This is a genomic window from Pseudomonas sp. E1BtOHC1 (assembly GCF_058744285.1).
The window spans coordinates 1,462,879-1,486,041 of the sequence record NZ_CP196023.1; the positions used below are offsets into that span (position 1 = coordinate 1,462,879).

Annotated in this window: 17 protein-coding genes; 12 read left to right on the plus strand and 5 right to left on the minus strand. The window is 63.0% G+C overall.

The window, feature by feature from the left end; translation table 11 throughout:
• The first annotated feature begins 8 nt into the window (after window positions 1-8).
• The 4 genes from ACSSVC_RS06720 (at window position 9) to ACSSVC_RS06735 (ending at window position 9,340) form a co-directional block, all read left to right on the plus strand.
• Window positions 9-2,306, plus strand: a complete 2,298-nt coding sequence (locus tag ACSSVC_RS06720; protein ID WP_346634566.1) for a YgiQ family radical SAM protein — start codon at window positions 9-11, stop codon at window positions 2,304-2,306.
• Window positions 2,307-2,600: 294 nt separating this feature from the next.
• Window positions 2,601-5,876: a transglutaminase family protein gene (locus ACSSVC_RS06725; RefSeq protein WP_492612100.1), complete on the plus strand. Its 3,276-nt coding sequence runs from the start codon at window positions 2,601-2,603 to the stop codon at window positions 5,874-5,876.
• Between the two features lie 87 nt (window positions 5,877-5,963).
• Window positions 5,964-8,450, plus strand: coding sequence for a circularly permuted type 2 ATP-grasp protein (locus ACSSVC_RS06730; protein WP_346634568.1), 2,487 nt, complete (start codon window positions 5,964-5,966; stop codon window positions 8,448-8,450).
• Window positions 8,450-9,340, plus strand: coding sequence for a transglutaminase family protein (locus tag ACSSVC_RS06735; RefSeq protein WP_346634569.1), 891 nt, complete (start codon window positions 8,450-8,452; stop codon window positions 9,338-9,340). The genes ACSSVC_RS06730 and ACSSVC_RS06735 overlap by 1 nt, the downstream gene beginning before the upstream one ends.
• Window positions 9,341-9,548: 208 nt before the next feature.
• Here ACSSVC_RS06735 and ACSSVC_RS06740 read toward each other — a convergent pair whose 3' ends face one another.
• On the minus strand, window positions 9,549-9,725 hold the full coding sequence (locus ACSSVC_RS06740) for a hypothetical protein (RefSeq protein WP_346634570.1): 177 nt from the start codon (window positions 9,723-9,725) through the stop codon (window positions 9,549-9,551).
• Between the two features lie 68 nt (window positions 9,726-9,793).
• Window positions 9,794-10,381: a cytokinin riboside 5'-monophosphate phosphoribohydrolase gene (locus tag ACSSVC_RS06745; RefSeq protein WP_346634571.1), complete on the minus strand. Its 588-nt coding sequence runs from the start codon at window positions 10,379-10,381 to the stop codon at window positions 9,794-9,796.
• Window positions 10,382-10,733: 352 nt separating this feature from the next.
• Here ACSSVC_RS06745 and azu point away from each other — a divergent pair, with 352 nt between their 5' ends.
• Window positions 10,734-11,180, plus strand: a complete 447-nt coding sequence (gene azu, locus ACSSVC_RS06750; protein ID WP_011058960.1) for an azurin — start codon at window positions 10,734-10,736, stop codon at window positions 11,178-11,180.
• A gap of 154 nt (window positions 11,181-11,334) precedes the next feature.
• Here the strand turns inward: azu and nadE are convergent, their stop codons facing one another.
• The 3 genes from nadE to ACSSVC_RS06765 form a co-directional block, all read right to left on the minus strand.
• Window positions 11,335-12,162 (minus strand): NAD(+) synthase, encoded by an 828-nt coding sequence (gene nadE / locus ACSSVC_RS06755; RefSeq protein WP_346634572.1) that lies wholly within the window; start codon window positions 12,160-12,162, stop codon window positions 11,335-11,337.
• 3 nt (window positions 12,163-12,165) lie between these two features.
• On the minus strand, window positions 12,166-13,380 hold the full coding sequence (gene pncB / locus ACSSVC_RS06760; protein WP_404938133.1) for a nicotinate phosphoribosyltransferase: 1,215 nt from the start codon (window positions 13,378-13,380) through the stop codon (window positions 12,166-12,168).
• Between the two features lie 201 nt (window positions 13,381-13,581).
• Window positions 13,582-14,484, minus strand: a complete 903-nt coding sequence (locus tag ACSSVC_RS06765) for a LysR family transcriptional regulator (protein ID WP_346634574.1) — start codon at window positions 14,482-14,484, stop codon at window positions 13,582-13,584.
• Between the two features lie 171 nt (window positions 14,485-14,655).
• On the opposite strand from ACSSVC_RS06765, the gene amaB reads away from it, so the two are divergent.
• The 7 genes from amaB to ACSSVC_RS06800 all read left to right on the plus strand — a co-directional run bounded on the left by amaB (window position 14,656) and on the right by ACSSVC_RS06800 (window position 22,974).
• A complete protein-coding gene (gene amaB / locus ACSSVC_RS06770; protein WP_492612101.1) occupies window positions 14,656-16,146 on the plus strand; it encodes an L-piperidine-6-carboxylate dehydrogenase in 1,491 nt (496 codons plus the stop codon).
• An 87-nt stretch (window positions 16,147-16,233) separates the two neighbouring features.
• Window positions 16,234-17,517: an L-pipecolate oxidase gene (amaA, locus tag ACSSVC_RS06775; protein WP_346634576.1), complete on the plus strand. Its 1,284-nt coding sequence runs from the start codon at window positions 16,234-16,236 to the stop codon at window positions 17,515-17,517.
• A 364-nt stretch (window positions 17,518-17,881) separates the two neighbouring features.
• Window positions 17,882-19,018, plus strand: a complete 1,137-nt coding sequence (locus tag ACSSVC_RS06780) for a branched-chain amino acid ABC transporter substrate-binding protein (protein WP_016967874.1) — start codon at window positions 17,882-17,884, stop codon at window positions 19,016-19,018.
• Window positions 19,019-19,179: 161 nt separating this feature from the next.
• Window positions 19,180-20,094 (plus strand): ABC transporter permease subunit, encoded by a 915-nt coding sequence (locus ACSSVC_RS06785; RefSeq protein WP_011058967.1) that lies wholly within the window; start codon window positions 19,180-19,182, stop codon window positions 20,092-20,094.
• Window positions 20,095-20,096: 2 nt separating this feature from the next.
• A complete protein-coding gene (gene livM, locus ACSSVC_RS06790; RefSeq protein WP_236185729.1) occupies window positions 20,097-21,392 on the plus strand; it encodes a high-affinity branched-chain amino acid ABC transporter permease LivM in 1,296 nt (431 codons plus the stop codon).
• The gene (locus ACSSVC_RS06795; protein ID WP_404938134.1) at window positions 21,389-22,261 is read left to right on the plus strand and encodes an ATP-binding cassette domain-containing protein; all 873 of its coding nucleotides are present in this window, start codon (window positions 21,389-21,391) and stop codon (window positions 22,259-22,261) included. The genes livM and ACSSVC_RS06795 overlap by 4 nt, the downstream gene beginning before the upstream one ends.
• On the plus strand, window positions 22,258-22,974 hold the full coding sequence (locus ACSSVC_RS06800) for an ABC transporter ATP-binding protein (RefSeq protein ID WP_346634578.1): 717 nt from the start codon (window positions 22,258-22,260) through the stop codon (window positions 22,972-22,974). Before ACSSVC_RS06795 ends, ACSSVC_RS06800 begins: the two co-directional genes overlap by 4 nt.
• Window positions 22,975-23,163: the final 189 nt, after the last annotated feature.

Below are 23,163 nucleotides of genomic sequence, written 5' to 3' on the forward strand. Positions count from 1 at the left end.
TCATCGACATGCAAGCAGCCAAGCCGTTATTTGACTATCCAAAGTACTGGGCCGAATGTTTCGGGCCGGCACCATTCCTGCCCATGAGCAGGGAGGAGATGGATCAGCTCGGCTGGGATTCCTGCGACATCATCATCGTCACCGGTGATGCCTATGTCGATCACCCGTCGTTCGGCATGGCGATCATCGGCCGGCTGCTGGAGTCCCAGGGCTTTCGCGTCGGGATCATCGCCCAGCCCAACTGGCAATCCAAAGACGACTTCATGAAGCTCGGCGAGCCGAACCTGTTTTTCGGTGTCGCCGCCGGCAACATGGACTCGATGATCAACCGCTACACCGCCGACAAGAAGATCCGCTCCGACGACGCCTACACCCCGGGCGGCCTGGCGGGCAAGCGTCCGGACCGTGCCAGCCTGGTCTACAGCCAGCGTTGCAAGGAAGCCTACAAGAACGTGCCAATCGTCCTTGGCGGCATCGAGGCGTCTCTGCGTCGCATCGCCCACTACGACTACTGGCAGGACCGGGTGCGCAACTCGATCCTGATCGACGCCAGCGCCGATATCCTGCTCTACGGCAACGCCGAGCGAGCCATTGTCGAAGTTGCCCAGCGCCTGTCCTACGGCCACAAGATCGAAGACATCACCGACGTGCGCGGCACCGCCTTCATCCGCCGCGACACGCCCAAAGACTGGTACGAAGTGGACTCCACCCGTATCGACCGTCCGGGCAAGATCGACAAGATCATCAACCCCTACGTCAACACCCAGGACACCCAGGCCTGCGCCATCGAGCAGGAGAAGGGGCCGGTTGAAGATCCGAGCGAAGCCAAGGTGGTGCAGATCCTGGCCAGCCCGCGGATGACCCGGGACAAGACCGTGATCCGCCTGCCGTCCATGGAGAAGGTGCGCAACGACCCGGTCCTGTACGCTCACGCCAACCGCGTGCTGCACCTGGAAACCAACCCGGGCAACGCCCGTGCCCTGGTGCAGAAGCATGGCGAAGTGGATGTGTGGTTCAACCCGCCGCCCATTCCCATGACCACCGAGGAAATGGACTACGTGTTCGGCATGCCTTATCAGCGCATTCCGCACCCGGCCTATGGCAAGGAAAAGATCCCGGCCTACGACATGATCCGCTTCTCGGTGAACATCATGCGTGGCTGCTTCGGTGGCTGTACCTTCTGTTCCATCACCGAGCACGAAGGGCGGATCATCCAGAACCGTTCCGAAGAGTCGATCATTCGCGAGATCGAAGAAATCCGCGACAAGGTTCCCGGCTTTACCGGGGTGATCTCCGACCTTGGCGGTCCGACCGCGAACATGTACCGCATCGCCTGCAAGAGCCCGGAAATCGAATCCGCGTGCCGCAAGCCGTCCTGCGTGTTCCCCGGTATCTGCCCGAACCTGAACACCGACCATTCGTCGTTGATCCAGCTGTATCGCAGTGCTCGCGCCCTGCCTGGGGTGAAGAAGATCCTCATCGCCTCGGGCCTGCGTTATGACCTGGCGGTGGAATCGCCGGAGTACGTCAAGGAGCTGGTGACCCATCACGTGGGTGGCTACCTGAAGATTGCCCCGGAACACACCGAGGAAGGTCCGCTCAATCAGATGATGAAGCCGGGCATTGGTACCTATGACCGGTTCAAGCGGATGTTCGAGAAGTACTCCAAGGAAGCGGGCAAGGAGCAGTACCTGATTCCGTACTTCATCGCCGCGCACCCGGGGACCACCGACGAAGACATGATGAACCTGGCCCTGTGGCTCAAGGGCAACGGCTTCCGCGCCGACCAGGTGCAGGCGTTCTATCCGTCGCCGATGGCTACTGCCACCGCCATGTACCACTCGGGCAAGAACCCGCTGCGCAAGGTCACCTACAAGAGCGACGGCGTGACCATCGTCAAGAGCGAGGAGCAGCGTCGCCTGCACAAGGCGTTCCTGCGCTATCACGATCCGAAGGGCTGGCCGATGCTGCGCGAAGCCCTGCTGCGCATGGGCCGTGGTGATCTGATCGGCCCAGGCAAGAACCAGCTGATTCCGACCCATCAGCCGGCCACCGACAGCTACCAGAGCGCCCGCCGCAAGAACTCGACACCGGCCGGCAGCCACAAGGTGGCCAAGGAAACCAAGATCCTTACCCAGCACACCGGCTTGCCGCCGCGAGGCAGTGACGGTGGCAATGCCTGGGACAAGCGTGAGCAGGCCAAGGCCGCTGCCTTCGCCCGCAACAAGCAGGCTGCCAAGGAGCGTGCCGATGCGGCCAAGGGCAAAGGCAAGAAGCCAACCCGCAAGCCGGTGGTGCCGCGCTAGACAACAGAACGCCAGCTCCTCGGAGCTGGCGTTTTGCTTTGGCTCTCGATAGCGGCGCAAGCCGGTCTTGTTGGCGATCGGCTGTCAGCGCTGGCGCTCCATTAACAGTGCGAGCGCAGCCGCTTCGAGCCATGCCGTCTGGCACATTTCTGTGCAGTGAGCTGCACAGGGATGCACCGGTTGCGCGGTTTTGGTGCTGTACTGCCCTGAGTCGTTGAACAACCCCCCGGACTTGGGCCCTGGCACAAGTCTTGCGCGGGTTCATCCACCGCTCAGGCTCGCAGGAGGCACGCCGTGTCGATTCATGTCGCATTGCACCATGTCACGCACTATCGCTACGACCGCGCCGTCGAACTTGGCCCGCAGATCGTCCGCCTGCGCCCGGCTGCCCACAGCCGCACGCGAATCCTCTCCTATGCGCTGAAGGTCCAGCCCGAGCAGCATTTCATCAACTGGCAGCAGGACCCCCAGGGCAATTACCTGGCGCGCCTGGTCTTTGCGGAGAAAACCACCGAGCTGCGGATCGAAGTGGATCTGCTGGCGGAGATGGCGGTGTTCAATCCGTTCGACTTCTTCCTCGAGCCCTACGCGCAGAAGATCCCTTTTGCCTACGCCGCCGATGAGCAGCGTGAGCTGGTGCCCTACCTGGAAACCCTGCCCCTGACGCCGAAGTTCCAGGCCTACCTGGACGGTATCTCGCGTACGCCGTTGCCAGCGGTGGACTTCCTGGTGGCGTTGAATCAGCGTCTCAGCGCAGACATCGCCTACCTGATTCGCCTGGAGCCGGGGGTGCAGAGCCCGGAGCAGACCCTGGTCAATGCCTCCGGCTCCTGCCGCGATTCGGCCTGGCTGCTGGTGCAGCTGTTGCGCCACTTGGGACTGGCGGCGCGCTTCGTCTCCGGCTACCTGATCCAGCTCACGGCCGACGTCAAATCCCTGGATGGTCCTTCGGGCACCGAGGTGGACTTCACTGACCTGCATGCCTGGTGCGAGGTCTACTTGCCCGGAGCCGGCTGGATCGGCCTGGACGCCACCTCGGGGCTGTTTGCCGGAGAGGGTCACATTCCCCTGGCCTGCAGCCCCGATCCCTCTTCAGCGGCGCCCATCACTGGCCTGGTGGAACCTTGCGAGTGTCAGTTCAGCCATGAAATGAGTGTGGAACGGATCTGGGAAGCACCCCGGGTCACCAAGCCTTACACCGACGAGCAGTGGCTGGCGATCCAGGCCCTGGGCCGGCGGATCGATGTGGACCTGCTGGAGGGCGATGTGCGCTTGACCATGGGCGGCGAGCCGACCTTCGTGGCCATCGACGACCCCGACGGCGCCGAGTGGAACACCGCCGCCCTGGGAGCGAACAAGCGGCGTCTGGCCGGTGAGCTGTTCCAGCGCCTGCGCCAGCGCTACGGGCCTCAGGGGCTGGTGCACTTCGGCCAGGGCAAGTGGTACCCGGGGGAGCAATTGCCGCGCTGGTCGCTGAACTGCCATTGGCGACGGGACGGCGTGCCGATCTGGCACAACGACGCCTTGATTGCCGATGAGCACGAGGACTACGGCGCTGATGCAGCACTGGCCGGGCGCTTTCTCGCCAGTGTCGCCGAGCGCCTGAAGCTGCCGGGGCGCTTCGTGTTTCCCGCCTATGAAGACCACTTCTACTACCTGTGGCGCGAGGGCAGCCTGCCCCTCAATGTCAGTGCCGAGGACTCGCGGCTGGAGGATGCCCTGGAGCGCCAGCGGTTGCGCAAGGTGTTCAGCCAGGGGCTGGACAAGGTCATTGGCCAGGTGCTGCCCCTGGCCCGTACCGCCAAGGGTGATCAATGGCAGAGTGGCCGCTGGTACCTGCGCGACAGTCATTGCCGGCTGGTGCCCGGGGATTCCGCTCTGGGCTATCGCCTGCCCCTGGCGTCCCAGCCCTGGGTGACGGCGGCGGAGTACCCCTTCATACATCCCAACGATCCGAACCAGGACTTCCCTGAGCTGCCGGACCTGGCGCGGCTCGCAGAAGTCCCTGAGGCGGCGGTTCTGGATGAGCGCGTGCCAGGGATCGATCAGTCCGCGGACTGGTTGACCCGTACCGCGCTCTGCGCCGAGGCGCGAGAAGGGCGGCTGTATCTGTTCATGCCGCCCCTGGAACGACTCGAGGATTACCTGCAACTGGTCAGCGTGATCGAAGCCACGGCGGCAGAGTTGCATTGTCCGGTGCTGCTGGAGGGCTACGAGCCGCCGGCGGACCCACGCTTGTGCAACTTCCGGGTGACGCCGGACCCGGGCGTGATCGAGGTCAACGTGCAGCCATCGGTCAGTTGGGACGAGCTGGTGGAGCGCACCGAGTTTCTGTATGAGCAGGCCCGGCAGACCCGCCTGACCAGTGAGAAGTTCATGATCGACGGGCGCCACACCGGCACCGGCGGCGGCAACCATTTCGTCCTCGGTGGCGCGACGCCGGCGGATTCGCCGTTCCTGCGCCGCCCCGACCTGCTGCGTAGCCTGATCAGCTACTGGCACAATCATCCGTCGTTGTCCTACCTGTTTTCCGGGTTGTTCATCGGCCCCACCTCCCAGGCTCCCAGGGTCGACGAGGCGCGCAACGACTCGCTTTACGAACTGGAAATCGCCTTTGCGCAGATACCCGCGCCGGGCGAGGAGTGCCCGCCGTGGCGAGTGGACCGCCTGCTGCGCAACCTGCTGATCGATGTCACCGGCAATACCCATCGCGCGGAGTTCTGCATCGACAAGCTCTATTCGCCGGACGGCGCCACCGGGCGTCTCGGTCTGCTCGAGCTGCGGGCCTTTGAAATGCCGCCCCATGAGCGCATGAGCCTGGTCCAGCAGTTGCTGCTGCGGGCGCTGGTGGCGCGGTTCTGGCGCGAGCCTTATGCCCCGGCCAAGCTGGCGCGTTGGGGCACCGAGCTGCACGATCGCTTCCTGCTGCCGCATTTCATCGAGCAGGATTTCGCCGATGTGCTGGTGGAGCTCAATGCCGCCGGATATCCGCTGCGGGCCGAGTGGTTTGCCCCGCACCTGGAGTTTCGCTTTCCCAAGGTCGGCGATTACGCGGTCAGCGGCATCGAGCTGGAGTTGCGTCAGGCGCTGGAGCCCTGGCATGTGCTGGGGGAAGAGGGCGGGGCCGGGGGCGCGGTGCGTTATGTCGACTCTTCTCTGGAGCGTTTGCAGGTCAAGGTCAGCGGGTTGACGCCGCTGCGCCATGTGCTGACCTGCAACGGTGTGGCGGTCCCCTTGCAGCCCACCGGTCGGGTAGGGGAATTTGTCGCCGGAGTGCGTTATCGCGCCTGGCAGCCGGCCAACTGCCTGCAACCCGGCATCCCGGTACACGCACCGTTGGTGTTCGATCTGCTGGACAGTTGGATGCAGCGCTCCCTGGGGGGCTGCCAATACCATGTGGCCCATCCTGGGGGACGCAACTACGACAGCCTGCCGGTCAATGCCAATGAAGCGGAAAGCCGGCGCATGGCGCGTTTCTTTCGCCTCGGACACAGCCCCGGGAGCCTCGCGGTGCCTCCTCTGATCATCAATGACGAGCTGCCCATGACCCTGGATTTGCGACGCTTCTAATCCACCTGCGACGCCCGCGATATAGCCATATCCGGGTGTCGGGGCTGTGGGTTAATCTGACTTTCCCTGCCGTCTGCCGAGTGTTCCATGCCTGACTTGCTAGACCGTTACCCGCTGACGGCGGGTACCTACCACGAGCTGCTGGATGACCAGGGTGCGGTCCGGGCGCACTGGCAGCGCCTGCTTGAACAACTGCAACGCAGCAGCCCCGCGCAACTGGCCCAGCGCCAGGCGCTGCTGACCCGGCAGATCCACGAGAACGGTGTCACCTACAACGTCTATGCCGACCCCAAGGGCGCGGACCGGCCCTGGGAGCTGGACCTGCTGCCCCATGTGATCCCAGTGGAGGAGTGGCAGCTGTTGTCCGCCGGTATCGCCCAGCGAGCGCGCCTGCTCAATGCCGTACTGGCGGACCTGTACGGCCCGCAGCGACTGATCAGCGAAGGGCTGTTGCCCGCGGAACTGGTGTTCGGACACAACAATTTTCTCTGGCCATGCCAAGGCATCCAGCCGCCCGAGCAGACCTTTCTGCACCTCTATGCAGTGGACCTGGCGCGCACCCCCGATGGTCGCTGGTGGGTCACTGCCGATCGTACCCAGGCGCCGTCCGGGGCTGGCTATGCCCTGGAAAATCGCATGATCGTGTCCCGGGCCTTTCCGGATCTGTACCGCGACCTGCAAGTGCAGCATCTGGCCGGCTTCTTCCGTGCCCTGCAGGAAACCCTGGCCCGGCAGGCGCCCCGAGATGCCGAAGCACCGCTGATCGTGCTGTTGACGCCTGGGCGTTTCAACGAGAGTTATTTCGAACATCTGTACCTGGCACGCCAGCTGGGTTACCCGCTGGTGGAGGGCGGCGACCTGACGGTGCGCGATGCCACGGTCTATCTCAAGACCCTCAGTGGCTTGCGTCGGGTGCACGCCATCATGCGTCGCCTGGATGATGATTTCTGTGACCCCCTAGAGCTGCGTACCGATTCCGCCCTGGGGGTGCCCGGCCTGCTGGATGCCGTGCGTCAGGGCCGGGTGCTGGTGGCCAATGCCTTGGGCAGCGGGGTGCTGGAGTCCCCAGGGCTGCTGGGCTTCCTGCCGAAAATCAGCCAGTTCCTGCTGGGGGAGGAATTGCTCCTGCCTTCCATTGCCACCTGGTGGTGTGGCGAGGCACCCGTGCTGCAACAGGCCCTGGAGAAACTTCCGGAGCTGCTGATCAAGCCGGCGTTTCCGTCCCAGAGCTTCACACCGGTGCTGGGGCGCGACCTGAGCCCCGAGCAGCGCGCCAGCCTCGCCGAGCGCATGCGTGCGCGGCCCTACGCCTATGTCGCCCAGGAGTTGCCGCAACTGTCCCAGGCGCCGGTGTGGCAGGCCGAGGACGGTCGCTTGCAGCCCCGGGCCATCGGCATGCGGGTGTACGCGGTGGCCAGCGACGACGGCTATCGGGTGCTGCCCGGCGGCCTGACCCGGGTCGCTGCCGATGCTGACGCCGAAGTGGTGTCGATGCAGCGCGGTGGCGCCAGCAAGGACACTTGGGTGCTGGGGGAGCGCGCCCCTAGCGGCGAGCAATGGAAGGCCCAGCGCACCATTGGTGTCTATGACTTGGTCCGTCGTGATCCCTACTTGCCGTCGCGGGTGGTGGAGAACCTGTTCTGGTTTGGTCGTTATTGTGAGCGCTGTGACGACAGCGCACGGCTGCTGCGGATCATGCTGGCCCGTTACGTCGATGGCGACGATCCGCGAGCTTTGCTGGCCGCGGTGGACCTGGGGGAAAGCCTGATGCTGTTGCCGGATGAGGGCGAGTTGCCCGAGCGTCTGCTGGCGGCCCTGCTGGGGGAGGACTGGTCGTTCAGCTTGCGCTCCAACCTGCAGCGCCTGCAGTGGGCTGCCTCCCAGGTGCGCGGCAAACTGTCCCGGGAAAACTGGCAGGCCCTGGTGGAGCTGCAACGCGAAGCCCAGGAGCTGGACACCGCGGAGCCGGACTTCGGCGAGCTGCTGGATTTTCTCAACCGTCTGGTGATGTCCTTGGCGGCGCTCTCGGGGTTCGCCCTGGACGACATGACCCGGGACGAGGGTTGGCGCTTCCTGATGATTGGCCGGCGCATCGAGCGCCTGCAATTTCTCAGCAGCAGCCTGGCGGCCTTCCTGCGGGGCACTGCGGTTTTCGACCAGGCTGGCCTGGAGTGGCTGTTGGAGCTGGGTAACAGCAGCATCACCTATCGCTCCCGTTATCTGGCGGTGGCGCAGTTGATCCCGGTCCTCGACCTGTTGCTGCTGGATGAGCAGAACCCCCACGCCGTGCTGTTCCAGCTCAAGCTGGTGACCCGTACCCTAAAGCGACTCAACGATGACTTCGGTGTGCCCCGTGAGGTGGCGTTGCCGAGGCTGGTGGAGCGCCTGGCCCATTTCGACCTGGGCTGCCTGGAGAACTCGCTGTTTGGCGAGGCCAGCGTGAGAGCCGCCGTGGCAGGGTTGGCGGACCTGTTGCAAGAGATCGCCGAGGTCAGCGGCCAGGTGTCCGATCGCCTGGCCTTGCGGCATTTCGCCCATGTGGATGATGTCAGCCAGCAAACGGTGTCGGTCTGATGAGCGCTCGTTACCAGATTTTCCATGACACCCATTATCGCTATGACAGCCCGGTGTCCCTGGCCCAGCAGCTGGCGCACTTGTGGCCCCGGGCTTGCGCCTGGCAACAGTGCAGCGAGCGGCAATTGCTGATCACTCCCGAGCCCACCACCCGCCGTGACGAGCAAGATGTGTTTGGCAATCCCCTGACCCGGCTGGCCTTCGAGCGGCCCCATGATGAACTGCAGGTCAATGCCCAGCTTGGCGTCGAGGTGCTGGATCGGCCGCGTTTGGACTTTGCCGCGTCTATGGCCTGGGATGTCGCCCGGGGAGCCCTGACCTACAGCGGTCGGCCGTTGCCGGTGGCTTTGCTGGAAGCCAGCCGCTATCGCTTCGAATCACCCTATGTGCATCTCAAGCAGCGCTTCGTCGAGTTTTCCGAAAGCTGCTTTGCTCCGGGACGGCCACTGTTGCAGGGCGTCCAGGCCTTGATGGAGAAGATCTTCAGCGAGTTCACCTTCGATGCCGAGGCGACCCAAGTGGCGACACCTTTGGTGGAGGTGCTGGAGCGTCGACGGGGTGTGTGCCAGGACTTTGCCCATCTGATGCTGGCCTGCCTGCGTTCACGGGGGCTGGCGGCGCGCTACATCAGCGGCTACCTGCTGACCCAGCCACCGCCGGGGCAGCCGCGGCTGATCGGTGCCGACGCTTCCCATGCCTGGGTTTCGGTGTTTTGCCCGGTGCTGGGCTGGGTGGATTTCGACCCTACCAACAACGTGCAGCCGGCACTGGAGCACATCACCCTGGCCTGGGGCCGTGATTTTTCCGATGTTTCGCCGTTGCGTGGAGTGATTCTTGGTGGTGGCAGCCATGACCCGGAGGTTCGAGTCACCGTCATGCCCCTGGCATAACACCGCCAATCTGTAGGAGCCGGCTTGCCGGCGAAGAGGGCGGCGGATACTGCGTAGGGCTGGAGAGCGCTTTCGCTGGCAAGCCAGCTCCTACGGCTAGGCGCGAAATCAAACCTTGTAGGAGTCGGCTTGCCGGCGAAGAGGCCAGCGGATACTGCGTGGGGCTGGAGAGTGTTTTCGCTGGCATGCCAGCTGCTACAGTCTCGGGTCAGGCCTGGGGGGCCTGGGGCTCGGCGTCATCGACGCTCACTTCACCTTCAGTCTCCGGGGTCAGTGTGCTGGTTTCTTCTGCAGCAGCTTTCTTGCGTTGCAGCTTTTCCTCTTTCTTCTGTTCCTTGGCCAAGTCTCGTTGACGTTTGGCGAAGGAGTAGTTGGGTTTGGCCATGGGCGATCCTCTGGGGTCGAAGGTGAGGTTGAGCGGCGCGTATTCTGCCTGTTATCGGGTGCTGACGGTTAACTGGGTTTGCGCTCGGCCCACTTGTCCGCCACCGAAGGCTTCCAGGCGTCCAGGGCATCCAGCAGGCTGGCCGGCGATTCGCTCATTTGCAGCATGTCACGGTGTGGGGCACGGACGAAGCCTTCGCCGACGATATGGTCGAGAAATCCACTGAGTTTTTCGTAGAAGCCGTTCACTTCCAGCAGGCCCAGGGGCTTGTGGTGATAGCCCAGTTGTCCCCAGGTCCAGACTTCGAACAACTCTTCCAGGGTGCCCAGGCCCCCAGGCAGGGCAATGAAGGCATCGCTGAGTTCGGCCATGCGCGCCTTGCGCGCGTGCATGCCGTCCACCACTTCCAGACGGGTCAGGCCGCTGTGGCCGATTTCCTTGTCTTTCAGGCTTTGCGGGATGATCCCGATGACTTCACCACCGGCTGCCAGTGCAGCATCGGCCACTAGGCCCATCAGGCCCACCGCGCCGCCGCCATAGACCAGGGTCAGTTTGCGCTCGGCCAGGGCGCGGCCCAGGGCCTGGGCCGCTTCACGATAGAGGGGATGGCTGCCGGTACTGGCGCCACAAAATACACAGACAGAAGTTAACGACATGCCTTACTCCGAGGTCATTGATGGCCTCAGAGTAAAGGCTGAAAGATCTGGCTCCAAGCATTAAACCTCGCGTTGCGGGGTTTCATGGGTACCGCTGGCACCGCAGGCGTAGGCGGCGAGCAAACTGCGAAACAGGCTGTTGAGAGGCATGACCAAGGCTCCGAAAAGATGCTGATGGGCAGATTTTAGGGGGCGGTCCCGCAGTCGGCTGTTTGATTGTCTTGATCGGCCCGATAGCAGAGAGTTGTATACAATTTTTTGATGCAAATCATAGGAACTTGGTAGAAATTCAGGCAGTCTTCGGTCCCATGGATTCAGATGGATTTTGTTAACCCTGCCTTGGAGATTCACCATGTTTGCCAAACTCGTTGCGGTATCCCTGTTGACACTGGCCAGCAGCCAATTGATGGCCGCCGAATGCAAGGTCGATGTCGACTCTACCGACCAGATGTCCTTCAACACTAAGGAAATCACCATCGACAAGAGTTGCAAGACCTTCACCGTGAACCTGACTCACTCCGGCAGCCTGCCGAAGAACGTCATGGGCCATAACTGGGTCCTGAGCAAAACCGCAGACATGGCCGGCATCGCCACCGACGGCATGGCCGCCGGCATCGACAAGAGCTACCTGAAGGAAGGCGACACCCGCGTCATCGCCCACACCAAGATCATCGGTGCTGGCGAGAAAGATTCGGTGACCTTCGACGTATCGAAGCTGACTGCTGGCGAAAGCTACCAGTTCTTCTGCTCATTCCCAGGTCACAACTCGATGATGAAAGGCGCTGTGGTCCTGAAGTAAGCATCAGGCCCGGCTGCAACAGGAAAGCGCCCCGAGGGGCGCTTTTTTTGTGTGTGTCTGTAGGAGCGGGCTTGCCCGCGAACAGGCCGTTGAACCTTGTGCAGCATCAAGCGGCCGCTTCTCCGGCAAGCCGGCTCCTACAGAACGTGGTGGGTCACGGGGCGAAGGGCATGACGCGCTTGTGATGGGTCTTGCGGTAGGTGTCGCAGATGATCTTGAAGGCTTCTTCACGCACCGGCTGGCCATGCAGGAAGGCGTCGATCTCGGTGTAGGTGACGCCGTGTGAGGCTTCATCCGGTTTGCCCGGGGAGAGGTCCTCGAGGTCGGCGGTAGGCACCTTCTCCACCAGGGATTCCGGAGCGCCGAAGTAGCGGGCAATCGAACGCACCTGATTCTTTACCAGGCCGCTCAGTGGCGCCAGGTCGCAGGCGCCATCACCGAACTTGGTGAAGAAACCCATCACCGCTTCGGCGGCGTGGTCGGTACCGATCACCAGGCCTTGGGCGGCGCCGGCGATGGTGTACTGGGCCACCATGCGCATCCGTGCCTTGGTGTTGCCGAGGACAAAGTCCCGGGACACCGCGTGCTGGCCTTCAAAGGCCGCCACTTCATTGGCCAGGGCCTTGACCGCCGGGCCGATGTTCACGGTGTGGCGTTCGTCGGGGTTGATGAAGTCCACCGAAGCCTGGGCGTCGTGTTCGTCGAACTGGGTCTCATAGGGCAGGCGCACGGCGATGAAACGGTAGTGCTCGTCACCACTGCGCTCGCGCAGCTCACGCATGGCGCGTTGGGCCAGCAGGCCAGCGGTCAGGGAGTCGACACCGCCGCTGATACCCAGGACCAGGGACTTGAGACCGGAATTGACCAGGCAGTCCTGGATGAAACGGATGCGCCGGGCGATTTCCGCCTCCAGGGCAGCATGGTCGGGAAAAGGTGCTTGGACCTTCAGCTGCTGCGCAATCTCACGCTGTGCGGCTTGCATGATTCACTCCTTGCCAGGTTGGGCAGGTACTTGGAAAACGTGGCGCAAGTAAGCGACGAAGTTGGGATCCTTGCAATGGGTCTTGCCCGCTTCATCGGAGATCTTGGCGACGGGCTGGCCATTGCAGGCGGCCATTTTAAGCACGATGCTCATCGGCTCGACACCGGGAATATCGCAGGTCAGGTTGGTGCCGATGCCAAAGCTGACGTTGATCCGCCCCCGCAGCGCCCGGAATATTTCCAGGGAGCGCGGCAGGGTCAGGCTGTCGGAGAACACCAGGGTCTTGCTCATCGGGTCGATGCCCAGCTTGTGGTAGTGGGCGATGGCTTTCTCCGCCCAGAGGATCGGGTCCCCGGAGTCATGGCGCAGGCCGTCGAACAGCTTGGCGAAGAACAGATCGAAGTCACCGAGGAAGGCGTCGGTGGTGATGCAGTCGGTCAGGGCGATACCCAGCAGCCCGCGGTATTCACGGACCCAGCAGTCGAGGGCGGCGATCTGGCTGTCGATCAGTCGGGGGCCCAATTGCTGGTGGGCCATGATCCATTCGTGGGCCATGGTGCCCAGGGGCTTCATGTTCAGCTCGCGGGACAGGTGCACGTTGCTGGTGCCGACAAAACGCCCGGGGAAGTCGTGCTTGAGCACGTTCACCACTTCTTCCTGGACCCGGTAGGAAAAGCGTCGGCGGGTGCCGAAATCCGCCACTTGCAGCTCGGATAACTCTTCGCTGCTGGCGTTGGCGCTCAGCCAGTCGAACTTGCGGTACAGCTGCTCCCGGGCCTGCACCAGCAGGATCTCGCGGTAGCGGTAGCGGTTACGCACTTCGCTGATGATGGCCAGCATCGGCACTTCGAACAGAATCACGTGCAGCCAGGGACCGCGCAGGCGGATGAACAGTTCGCCGTTTTCGATACCGGTGTGCACGTAGCGCAGGTTGAAGCGAAACAGCCCGAGAAAGCGCAGGAAGTCCGGCTTGAGGAAGCTGATGCGTTCGAGAAAGCCCAGTTGGTCGGCGCTCAGGCTCAGTTCCGCCAGGCGCTCGAACTGATAGCGGATCTCCGCCAGGTACGGCTGCAGATCCTCGCTGTTACGGCAACGAAACTCCCATTCCACTTCCACGTTGGGATAGTTGTGCAGCACCGCCTGCATCATGGTCAGTTTGTAGAAGTCGGTGTCGAGCAGGTTCTGCACGATGCGATCGGCAAACACACTCTCGCTCATAACGGGAATCTCCATGCTGGCCGCAACGGACAGCGGCGGCTTCAGCTCTTTCAATGAATGCGCTAGTGGCGCATAGACGTCCTGCGCTTGACCAGCGTTTTTTGCGGCGGGCCATTCTCCAGCTGTAGGCGCTGGCTGGCCAGCGAATGGCTCTTCAGCCTTGTGCAGGGCTCAAGGGCTCCATCGCCGGCAAGTCGGCCCCTACGGGAGGGGGGCGTCGTTGTGTTCCAGCATCCAGCGCACGAAGTCACGGACCTTGGGCACTTCCGCCGAGTGCTCGGGATAGGCCAGGTAATAAGCGTCCTGGCTGGGCATGGCGTATTTCCAGGCGATCACCAGCTTGCCTTCGGCCAGCTCTTCTTCCACCAGGAACCTGGGCAGCAGGGCCACGCCACACCCGACCTGGGCGGCGCGAATGCACATATAGAAGGTTTCGAAGCGCGGGCCATGGTAGCTGTGTTCGGTCTGATAACCCTGCTGGTCGAACCATTCGTGCCAGCCTTGGGGGCGTGAGGCGTTTTGCAGCAGGACCAGGTCGGTCAGTTGCCTGGGGTCGGTCAAGGGTTCGGCGGGCAGGCTGTCGGGGGCGCAGACCGCCACCAGCTCCTCGCTGAACAGCTTCAGGCTCTCGGTGCCGGGGCGCGAACCCTGGCCGAAGTAGAACGCCAGGTCGGCGTGGCCCTGGAGCAGTTCGTCCGGCTCCTGCTCGTTGCACAGGTCCAGGTGGATATGCGGATGGCGCAGGCGCCAGCCCTTGAGGCGCGGCACCAGCCAGCGAGCGCCGAAGGTGTAGGGCGTGGAAACCCGCAGTACTTCGGTCTCGCCGCCGTAGGAGCGCAGGTAGTGGGTGGACATCTCCACCTGGGTAAGGATCTTGCGCACCTCGACCAGATACAGGTCGCCGGCCGGGGTCAGTTGCAGGCGGCGGCGTACCCGACGGAACAACAGGTGCTGCAGCAGCTCTTCAAGCTGCGCCACCTGCTTGCTGACCGCGCTCTGGGTCAGGTTGAGTTCCTCGGCGGCGCGCGTGAAGCTCAGGTGCCGGGTAACGGCCTCGAAGCACTGCAGGGCAGTGATCGACGGCAGGTAGCGTTTGTTGAGCATGGGTGGTCCTTGTTCTTATCGGTGCTGGATGCCGGCTCAGCATGAATAAACGGAATGATATCTCGCTTAAAGGTCGTTTGTTGGCAAGTCTCAGGCCAGCTACAACTACAGGCCTTGATGGCCGTCGCAGCGGTCGGTTTTTTTGGCTTTTCATCTGTAAGGAGTGACCCCATGGTTGCCGCATTGCTTGATCGTCTGGGTGTGAACCCGGCCCTGTACCAGTCGGGCACCCAGCCTGTGCATTCGCCGATCGACGGCAGCCGTATCGCCGCAGTGAACTGGCAGGGCGCCGCCGAAGTGGAGCAGCAGGTCAGTCGCGCAGAGCATGCATTCGCCCTGTGGCGCAAAGTACCGGCCCCCCGTCGTGGCGAGCTGGTGCGGCAATTCGGTGAGGTGCTGCGCGAGTGCAAGGCCGATCTGGGCGAACTGGTTTCCTGGGAAGCCGGCAAGATCACCCAGGAAGGGCTGGGGGAGGTGCAGGAGATGATTGACATCTGCGACTTCGCCGTCGGCCTGTCGCGCCAGCTCTATGGCTTGACCATCGCCTCCGAGCGCCCCGGTCACCACATGCGTGAAACCTGGCATCCGCTCGGGGTGGTGGGGGTGATCAGTGCCTTCAACTTCCCGGTGGCGGTCTGGGCCTGGAACACCGCCCTGGCGCTGGTTTGCGGCAACCCGGTGATCTGGAAACCCTCGGAGAAGACCCCGCTCACCGCCCTGGCTTGCCAGGCACTGCTGGAGCGCGTGCTGAAGAATTTCCAGGACGCTCCCGAGTACCTGAGCCAGGTGATCATCGGTGGCCGCGACGCTGGCGCCGCCCTGGTGGACGATCCGCGAGTGGCCCTGATCAGCGCCACCGGCAGTACCCGCATGGGCCGTGAAGTGGCGCCGAAAGTGGCCGCACGCTTTGCCCGCAGCATTCTCGAACTGGGTGGCAACAACGCCATGATCCTTGGCCCGAGCGCCGACCTGGACATGGCTGTGCGCGCCATCCTGTTCAGCGCCGTCGGCACCGCCGGCCAGCGTTGCACCACCTTGCGCCGCTTGATTGCCCACGAGTCGGTGAAAGAGGAAATCGTCACCCGTCTCAAGGCGGCCTATTCCAAGGTGCGCATCGGCCACCCTCTGCAAGGCAACCTGATCGGCCCGTTGATCGACAAGCACAGCTTCGAGGCCATGCAGGATGCCCTGGAGCAGGCCCTGAGCGAGGGCGGCCGGGTGTTCGGTGGACAGCGCCAGCTGCAGGACCAGTTCCCCAATGCCTATTACGTGTCGCCGGCAATTGTCGAAATGCCGGAGCAGAGTGATGTGGTGTGCAGCGAAACCTTCGCTCCTATCCTCTATGTCATTGGTTACAACGACTTCGAAGAGGCCCTGCGCTTGAACAATGCCGTGCCTCAGGGCCTGTCGTCGTGCATCTTCACCACCGACGTGCGTGAAGCCGAGCAGTTCATGTCGGCGGTGGGCAGCGACTGCGGCATTGCCAACGTCAACATCGGCCCGAGTGGTGCAGAGATTGGCGGCGCCTTTGGTGGCGAGAAGGAAACCGGCGGCGGCCGCGAGTCCGGTTCCGATGCCTGGCGCGGTTACATGCGGCGCCAGACCAACACCGTCAACTACTCCCAGGAGCTGCCATTGGCCCAGGGCATTACCTTCGATTGACCTGGTATCGCCGGTAGGAGCCAGCTTGCTGGCGAACAGCGGCAAACGCGCTTCTTGGTTTGTGGTGGGTTGATTCGGAGTCTGGCAATGGCGTTACGTGAAGAGTGTCTATGGGAAAAACTGACTCCGCAAAGGCCTGACAACGCGCCGCTCAAGGGCGAGCTGACGGCGGATGTGTGCATCATCGGCGCCGGCTTCACCGGTTTATCGGCGGCCGTGCATCTGCTGGAGCAAGGCAAGCGGGTCTGTGTCGTCGAAGCCCACCGCGCCGGGCAGGGCGGTTCAGGGCGCAATGTCGGGCTGGTCAATGCCGGCCTGTGGATTCCCCCGGACGAGATCGAGGCCGGTTTCGGCGAGCAGGTGGGCAGCCAGCTCAACCGCATGCTTGGGGCCGCGCCGTCCCTGGTGTTCAGCCTGGTGGACAAATACCAGATCGATTGCCAGTTGCGCCGCGAAGGCACGTTGCACATGGCCCACAACGCCCGGGGCGAAGCCGACCTGCGCAGCCGTGAAGAGCAATGGAAGCGCCGCGGTGCGCCAGTGGAACTGTTGACCGGTGCCGCCTGTGAAACCGCCACCGGCACCCGGAAGATCGCCGCTGCCTTGCTTGATCGGCGCGCTGGCACCCTCAACCCGATGGCCTACACCACCGGGCTGGCCAAGGCCGCGATCAAGCTCGGCGGCCAGTTGTTCGATCATTCCCCCGTCACCCGCCTGGAACGCCAGGGCCAGCGCTGGTCGGTGCAGACCGACCAGGGTTCGGTGCTGGCCGAGCAGGTGGTGATTGCCTCCAATGCCTACACCGAAGGCGACTGGACCGAGCTGCGGCGCAACTTTTTCCCCGGCTACTACTATCAGGTCGCCTCGGCGCCGCTCACCGAAGAGGCCGCCCGGCAGATCCTGCCCGGGGGCCAGGGCTCCTGGGATACCCGCCAGGTGCTGAGCAGCATTCGGCGCGATGCCGATGGCCGCTTGTTGCTGGGCAGTCTGGGCAACGGCAACCAGAAACCCCTGTGGTTCCTCAAGGCCTGGGCCGACCGAGTGCAGCAGCATTACTTCCCCTACCTCAAGCCGGTGCAGTGGGAATCCACCTGGACCGGCTGCATTGCCTTTACCCCCGATCACTTGATGCGTCTGTTCGAACCGGCCCCCGGCCTGGTGGCAGTCACCGGTTACAACGGCCGTGGCGTAACCACCGGCACCGTGGTCGGCAAGGCCTTCGCCGACTACTTGTGTAACGGCAATCCCCAGGCCCTGCCGATTCCCTTCGCCCCCATGCAGCCCCTGGCCGGAGTGGGGCTGCGCAGTTGCCTGTACGAGGCCGGATTCTCCCTCTACCACGCGGGCCAGTGCCTGCGGATCGTCATCTGAACAAGGAAATAAACAGTCGAGGACGACGCTTTTCGATGCAGCGACTAGCCTGTAATGGTGCGGCTCGTAGCAGTCTCGCACCAGCAGTGTGCAGTTCGGTGACGCGGGCTGTTACAGCAGGGTTGCACGTTGAATTGTGTCGCGGTTGCAATGATGGCACGCATGGGTTGCGCCCATTAAAAAGCAGGGTTTTACCTTCCGCGGTTTAGACGGTTGCACGCCCAATAAAAATGGGCTCGAAACAGTCGAAATAACAATAAGACAGCGACTTTTTTCAGAATAAAAAACCACTGGCACGGCGCTTGCTCTGAGCAATTCTAGTGAAGTCGCAGTGCCAACTAAAAAAACCTTGGAGCACCACCTCATGTCCCAGACGTTTTACAAGAAAGGCTTTCTGGCCCTCGCAGTGGCAACTGCGCTGGGTGTTTCTGCGTTTGCTCAAGCCGACCTGAAGATCGGCGTAGCGGGTCCCATGACAGGCGCCAATGCGGCATTTGGCGAGCAGTACATGAAGGGTGCACAGGCAGCGGCTGACGAGATCAACGCCAAGGGCGGGGTCAACGGCGAGAAGATCGTCCTGGTCAAGGGTGACGACGCCTGCGAACCGAAGCAGGCCGTGGCCGTGGCCAACCGCCTGGTGGACCAGGACAAGGTGGCGGGCGTCGTGGGGCACTTCTGCTCTTCGTCGACCATTCCGGCTTCCGAGGTGTACAGCGACGCCGGTGTGATTGCCATCACCCCGGGCTCCACCAACCCCCAGGTCACCGAGCGTGGCCTCTCCGCCATGTTCCGTATGTGCGGGCGTGACGACCAGCAGGGCATCGTTGCCGGCGACTACATCGTAGACGTGCTCAAGGGCAAGAAAGTCGTGGTGCTGCACGACAAGGACACCTACGGCCAGGGCCTGGCGGACGCCACCAAGGCACAGCTGACCAAGCGCGGCGTGACCCCGGTGCTGTACGAGGGCCTGACCCGTGGCGAGAAAGACTTCAGCGCCGTGGTGACCAAGATCCGCGCTGCCGGTGCCGACGTGGTGTACTTCGGCGGCCTGCACCCGGAAGCCGGTCCGCTGGTACGCCAGCTGCGCGAGCAGGGCCTGAAGGACGTCAAGTTCATGTCCGATGACGGCATTGTTACCGACGAACTGGTGACCACCGCCGGTGGCCCGCAATACGTCGACGGCGTGTACATGACCTTCGGCGCCGACCCACGCTTGCTGCCGGACAGCAAGGCGGTGGTGGATGCCTTCCGCAAGGCTGGCACCGAGCCTGAAGGCTACACCCTGTACGCCTACGCGTCGGTCCAGGCCCTGGCCGCCGGCTTCAACGGCGCCAAATCCAACAAGGGCGAAGACGCCGCCAAGTGGCTCAAGGCCAACCCGGTGAAAACCGTGATGGGCGAGAAGTCCTGGGACGCCAAGGGCGACCTGAAGATCTCCGACTACGTGGTCTATCAGTGGGACAAGGACGGCAAGTACCACCAGCTGGAAAAACAGAAGTGACATGAGTCCGACCGAACCGGTACCACCCCCTGGTACCGGTTCGTACTCGTGCAGTACTTGCCTTTTCTCGTAGAGCTGCACAACGGACGTGTTGCGCGGACCGGTGATCCCTGTCCGTCGCTGACGCCCTGTGCCGTCTCTCAAGTCCGTGAGATTGCGTTATGGATGGTATTTTCCTGCAGCAACTGATCAATGGACTGACCCTCGGGTCTGTCTATGGTCTGATCGCCATCGGCTACACAATGGTCTATGGCATCATCGGCATGATCAACTTCGCCCACGGCGAGGTTTACATGATTTCCGCTTACCTCGCGGCAATCAGTCTGGCTCTGCTGGCCTACTTCGGCATTGAATCCTTCCCGCTACTCATTCTCGGCACCCTGATCTTCACCGTGGTGGTGACGGGGATCTATGGCTGGGTCATCGAGCGCGTGGCCTACAAACCCCTGCGCAACTCCACCCGACTGGCACCGCTGATCAGCGCCATCGGTATCTCGCTGATCCTGCAGAACTATGCGCAGATCAGCCAGGGCGCCAAGCAGCAAGGGGTTCCGACCCTGCTGGCCGGGGCCTGGAAAGTCGATATCGGCACCGGCTTCGTGCAGCTCACCTACACCAAGATCTTCATCCTGGTGGCGGCGTTCGCCGGCATGGCTCTGCTCACCTACATCATCAAGTACACCAAGCTCGGACGCATGTGCCGGGCCACCCAGCAAGACCGCAAGATGGCCTCGATCCTGGGGATCAACACTGACCGGGTGATCTCCTACGTATTCGTCATTGGCGCGGCCATGGCGGCCCTGGCCGGTGTGCTGATCACCATGAACTACGGCACCTTCGACTTCTACGCCGGCTTCGTCATCGGCATCAAGGCGTTCACCGCAGCTGTGCTCGGCGGCATTGGCTCGCTGCCCGGAGCGATGCTCGGCGGGATCATCCTCGGGATCTCCGAGTCGCTGTTCTCCGGCTTGATCAACTCCGACTACAAAGACGTGTTCAGCTTCTCGCTGCTGGTGCTGATCCTGATCTTCCGTCCCCAAGGCCTGCTGGGTCGCCCACTCGTGGCGAAGGTATAAGTATGTCTGCTGCCAATAAACCGATTGATATCAAAAAGAGCGTCATCGACGCCGTACTGGCCGGGCTGATCTCGCTGATCGTGTTCGGTCCCATCGTGGGCGTGGTGCTCGATGGCTACAGCTTCAACCTGGAACCGACCCGGGTCGCCTGGCTGGTGGCGATCGTCATGGCTGGCCGCCTGGCCCTGAGCCTGTTCCTGCAAACCCCCAAGGGCCTGAAGATTCTCCAGGGCTTCGAGAGCACCGGCTCCGGTGTGCATGTGCTGGCGCCGGACTACAAGTCGCGGCTGCGCTGGATCATTCCGGCCCTGATCGTGATCGCCATCGTGTTCCCGTTCTTCGCCAACAAGTACCTGCTGACCGTGGTGATCCTCGGGCTGATCTACGTGCTGCTGGGCCTGGGACTGAACATCGTGGTGGGGCTGGCGGGGCTGCTGGACCTGGGTTACGTGGCCTTCTACGCCATCGGTGCCTACGGCCTGGCCCTGGGTTACCAGTACCTGGGCCTGGGCTTCTGGAGCGTGCTGCCCCTGGCGGCGATTGCTGCGGCGCTGGCGGGGTGCATATTGGGCTTCCCGGTGCTCCGAATGCATGGCGACTACCTGGCCATCGTGACCCTGGGCTTCGGCGAGATCATCCGCCTGGTGCTCAACAACTGGCTGTCCTTCACTGGCGGCCCCAACGGCATGCCGGTGCCATCGCCGACTTTCCTGGGCCTGGAGTTCGGCCGCAAGGCCAAGGATGGCGGGGTGCCGTTCCACGAGTTCTTCGGCCTGGAATACAACCCCAACCTGAAGTTCCTGTTCATCTACATCGTGCTGTTCCTGGTGGTGCTGCTGGTGCTGTACATCAAGCACCGGCTGACCCGCATGCCGGTGGGCCGGGCCTGGGAAGCCCTGCGTGAAGACGAGATCGCTTGCCGTGCCATGGGCCTGAACCATGTGCTGGTGAAACTCTCGGCCTTCACCATCGGTGCCTCCACCGCCGGCTTGGCCGGGGTGTTCTTCGCCAGCTACCAGGGCTTCGTCAACCCGTCCTCGTTCACCTTCTTCGAGTCGGCGCTGATCCTCGCCATCGTGGTGCTGGGCGGCATGGGCTCCACGGTGGGCGTGGTAATCGCAGCCTTCGTGCTGACGGTGGCGCCGGAGCTGCTGCGCAGTTTCTCCGAGTACCGGGTGCTGCTGTTCGGCATCCTCATGGTGTTGATGATGATCTGGCGACCGCGAGGGCTGATCCGCATCAGCCGTACCGGGGTGACGCCACGCAAAGGTGCTCTGACTGAGGGGAACGCGCCATGAGCGAATACATTCTTTCGGTCGAAAACCTGATGATGCACTTCGGCGGCATCAAGGCCCTCAGCGACGTCAGCCTCAAGGTCAAGCGCAACTCGATCTTCGCCCTGATCGGTCCCAACGGCGCCGGCAAGACCACGGTGTTCAACTGCCTGACCGGTTTCTACAAAGCCTCCGGCGGGCGTATCGAACTCAATACCCGGGGCCAGCAGACCAACGTCATCAAGCTGCTGGGCGAGCCGTTTCGCGCCAGCGACTTCGTGTCGCCGAAAAGTTTCGCCAGCCGCCTGTACTACAAGATGTTCGGTGGCACCCACCTGGTGAACCGTGCCGGCCTGGCACGGACCTTTCAGAACATTCGTCTGTTCAAGGAAATGTCCGTGGTGGAGAACCTGCTGGTGGCTCAGCACATGTGGGTCAACCGCAACCTGCTGGCGGGCATCCTCAACACCAAGGGCTACCGCAAGGCGGAAAGCGCCGCCCTGGACCACGCCTTCTACTGGCTGGAAGTGGTGGACCTGGTGGACTGCGCCAACCGCCTGGCCGGCGAGCTGTCCTACGGCCAGCAGCGGCGCCTGGAGATCGCCCGGGCCATGTGCACCCGGCCGCAGATCATCTGCCTCGACGAACCGGCCGCCGGCCTCAACCCTCAGGAAACCGAAGCGCTGAGCGCGATGATCCGGCTGCTGCGCGACGAGCACGATCTGACCGTGGTGCTGATTGAACACGACATGGGCATGGTGATGAGTATTTCCGACCACATCGTGGTGCTCGACCACGGCAACGTGATCGCCGAAGGCGGGCCGGAAGCGATCCGCAACGATCCGAAAGTGATCGCCGCCTACCTGGGTGCCGACGAAGAGGAGCTGGCATGAGTCAACCCATACTCCAACTCAAGGACCTGGACGTGTACTACGGCCCGATCCAGGCCCTGAAGAAAGTCTCGATGCACATCAACGAAGGGGAAACCGTGAGCCTGATCGGCTCCAACGGGGCCGGCAAGTCGACCCTGCTGATGTCGATCTTCGGCCAGCCCCGGGCGGAGTCCGGGCAGATCCTCTATCGCGGCGTGGACATCACCCACAAGTCGTCCCACTACATCGCCTCCAACGGCATTGCCCAGTCCCCGGAAGGGCGCCGGGTGTTCCCCGACATGACCGTGGAAGAGAACCTGCTGATGGGCACCATCCCCATTGGCGACAAGTACGCCAGCGAAGACATGCAACGCATGTTCGAACTCTTTCCACGGCTCAAGGAACGGCGTACCCAGCGGGCCATGACCATGTCCGGTGGTGAGCAGCAGATGCTGGCCATCGCCCGGGCGCTGATGAGCCGGCCCAAGCTGCTGTTGCTGGATGAACCCAGCCTGGGGCTGGCGCCGATCGTGGTGAAACAGATCTTCGCCACGCTGCGGGAACTGGCGGCCACCGGCATGACCATCTTCCTGGTGGAGCAGAACGCCAACCACGCCTTGAAGCTCTCGGATCGCGCCTATGTGATGGTCAACGGCGAGATTCGCCTGAGCGGCACCGGCAAGGAACTGCTGGTCAACGAGGAGGTGCGCAACGCTTACCTGGGCGGTCACTGACGGCCCGATCTGTGGATAAACCATGCCCCGTCGGTTCACGCCGCCGGGGCATTTTTTATCCACAGTCCCCACCCGCCCTGTAGGAGCTGGCTTGCCAGCGAAACGCCCCTCCCCGATGGCCGCTTATTCAGATGCTGTTGTGTGTTCGAGGTTCGTCGGCAAGCCGGCTCCTACGCGCTTGACGCGCGC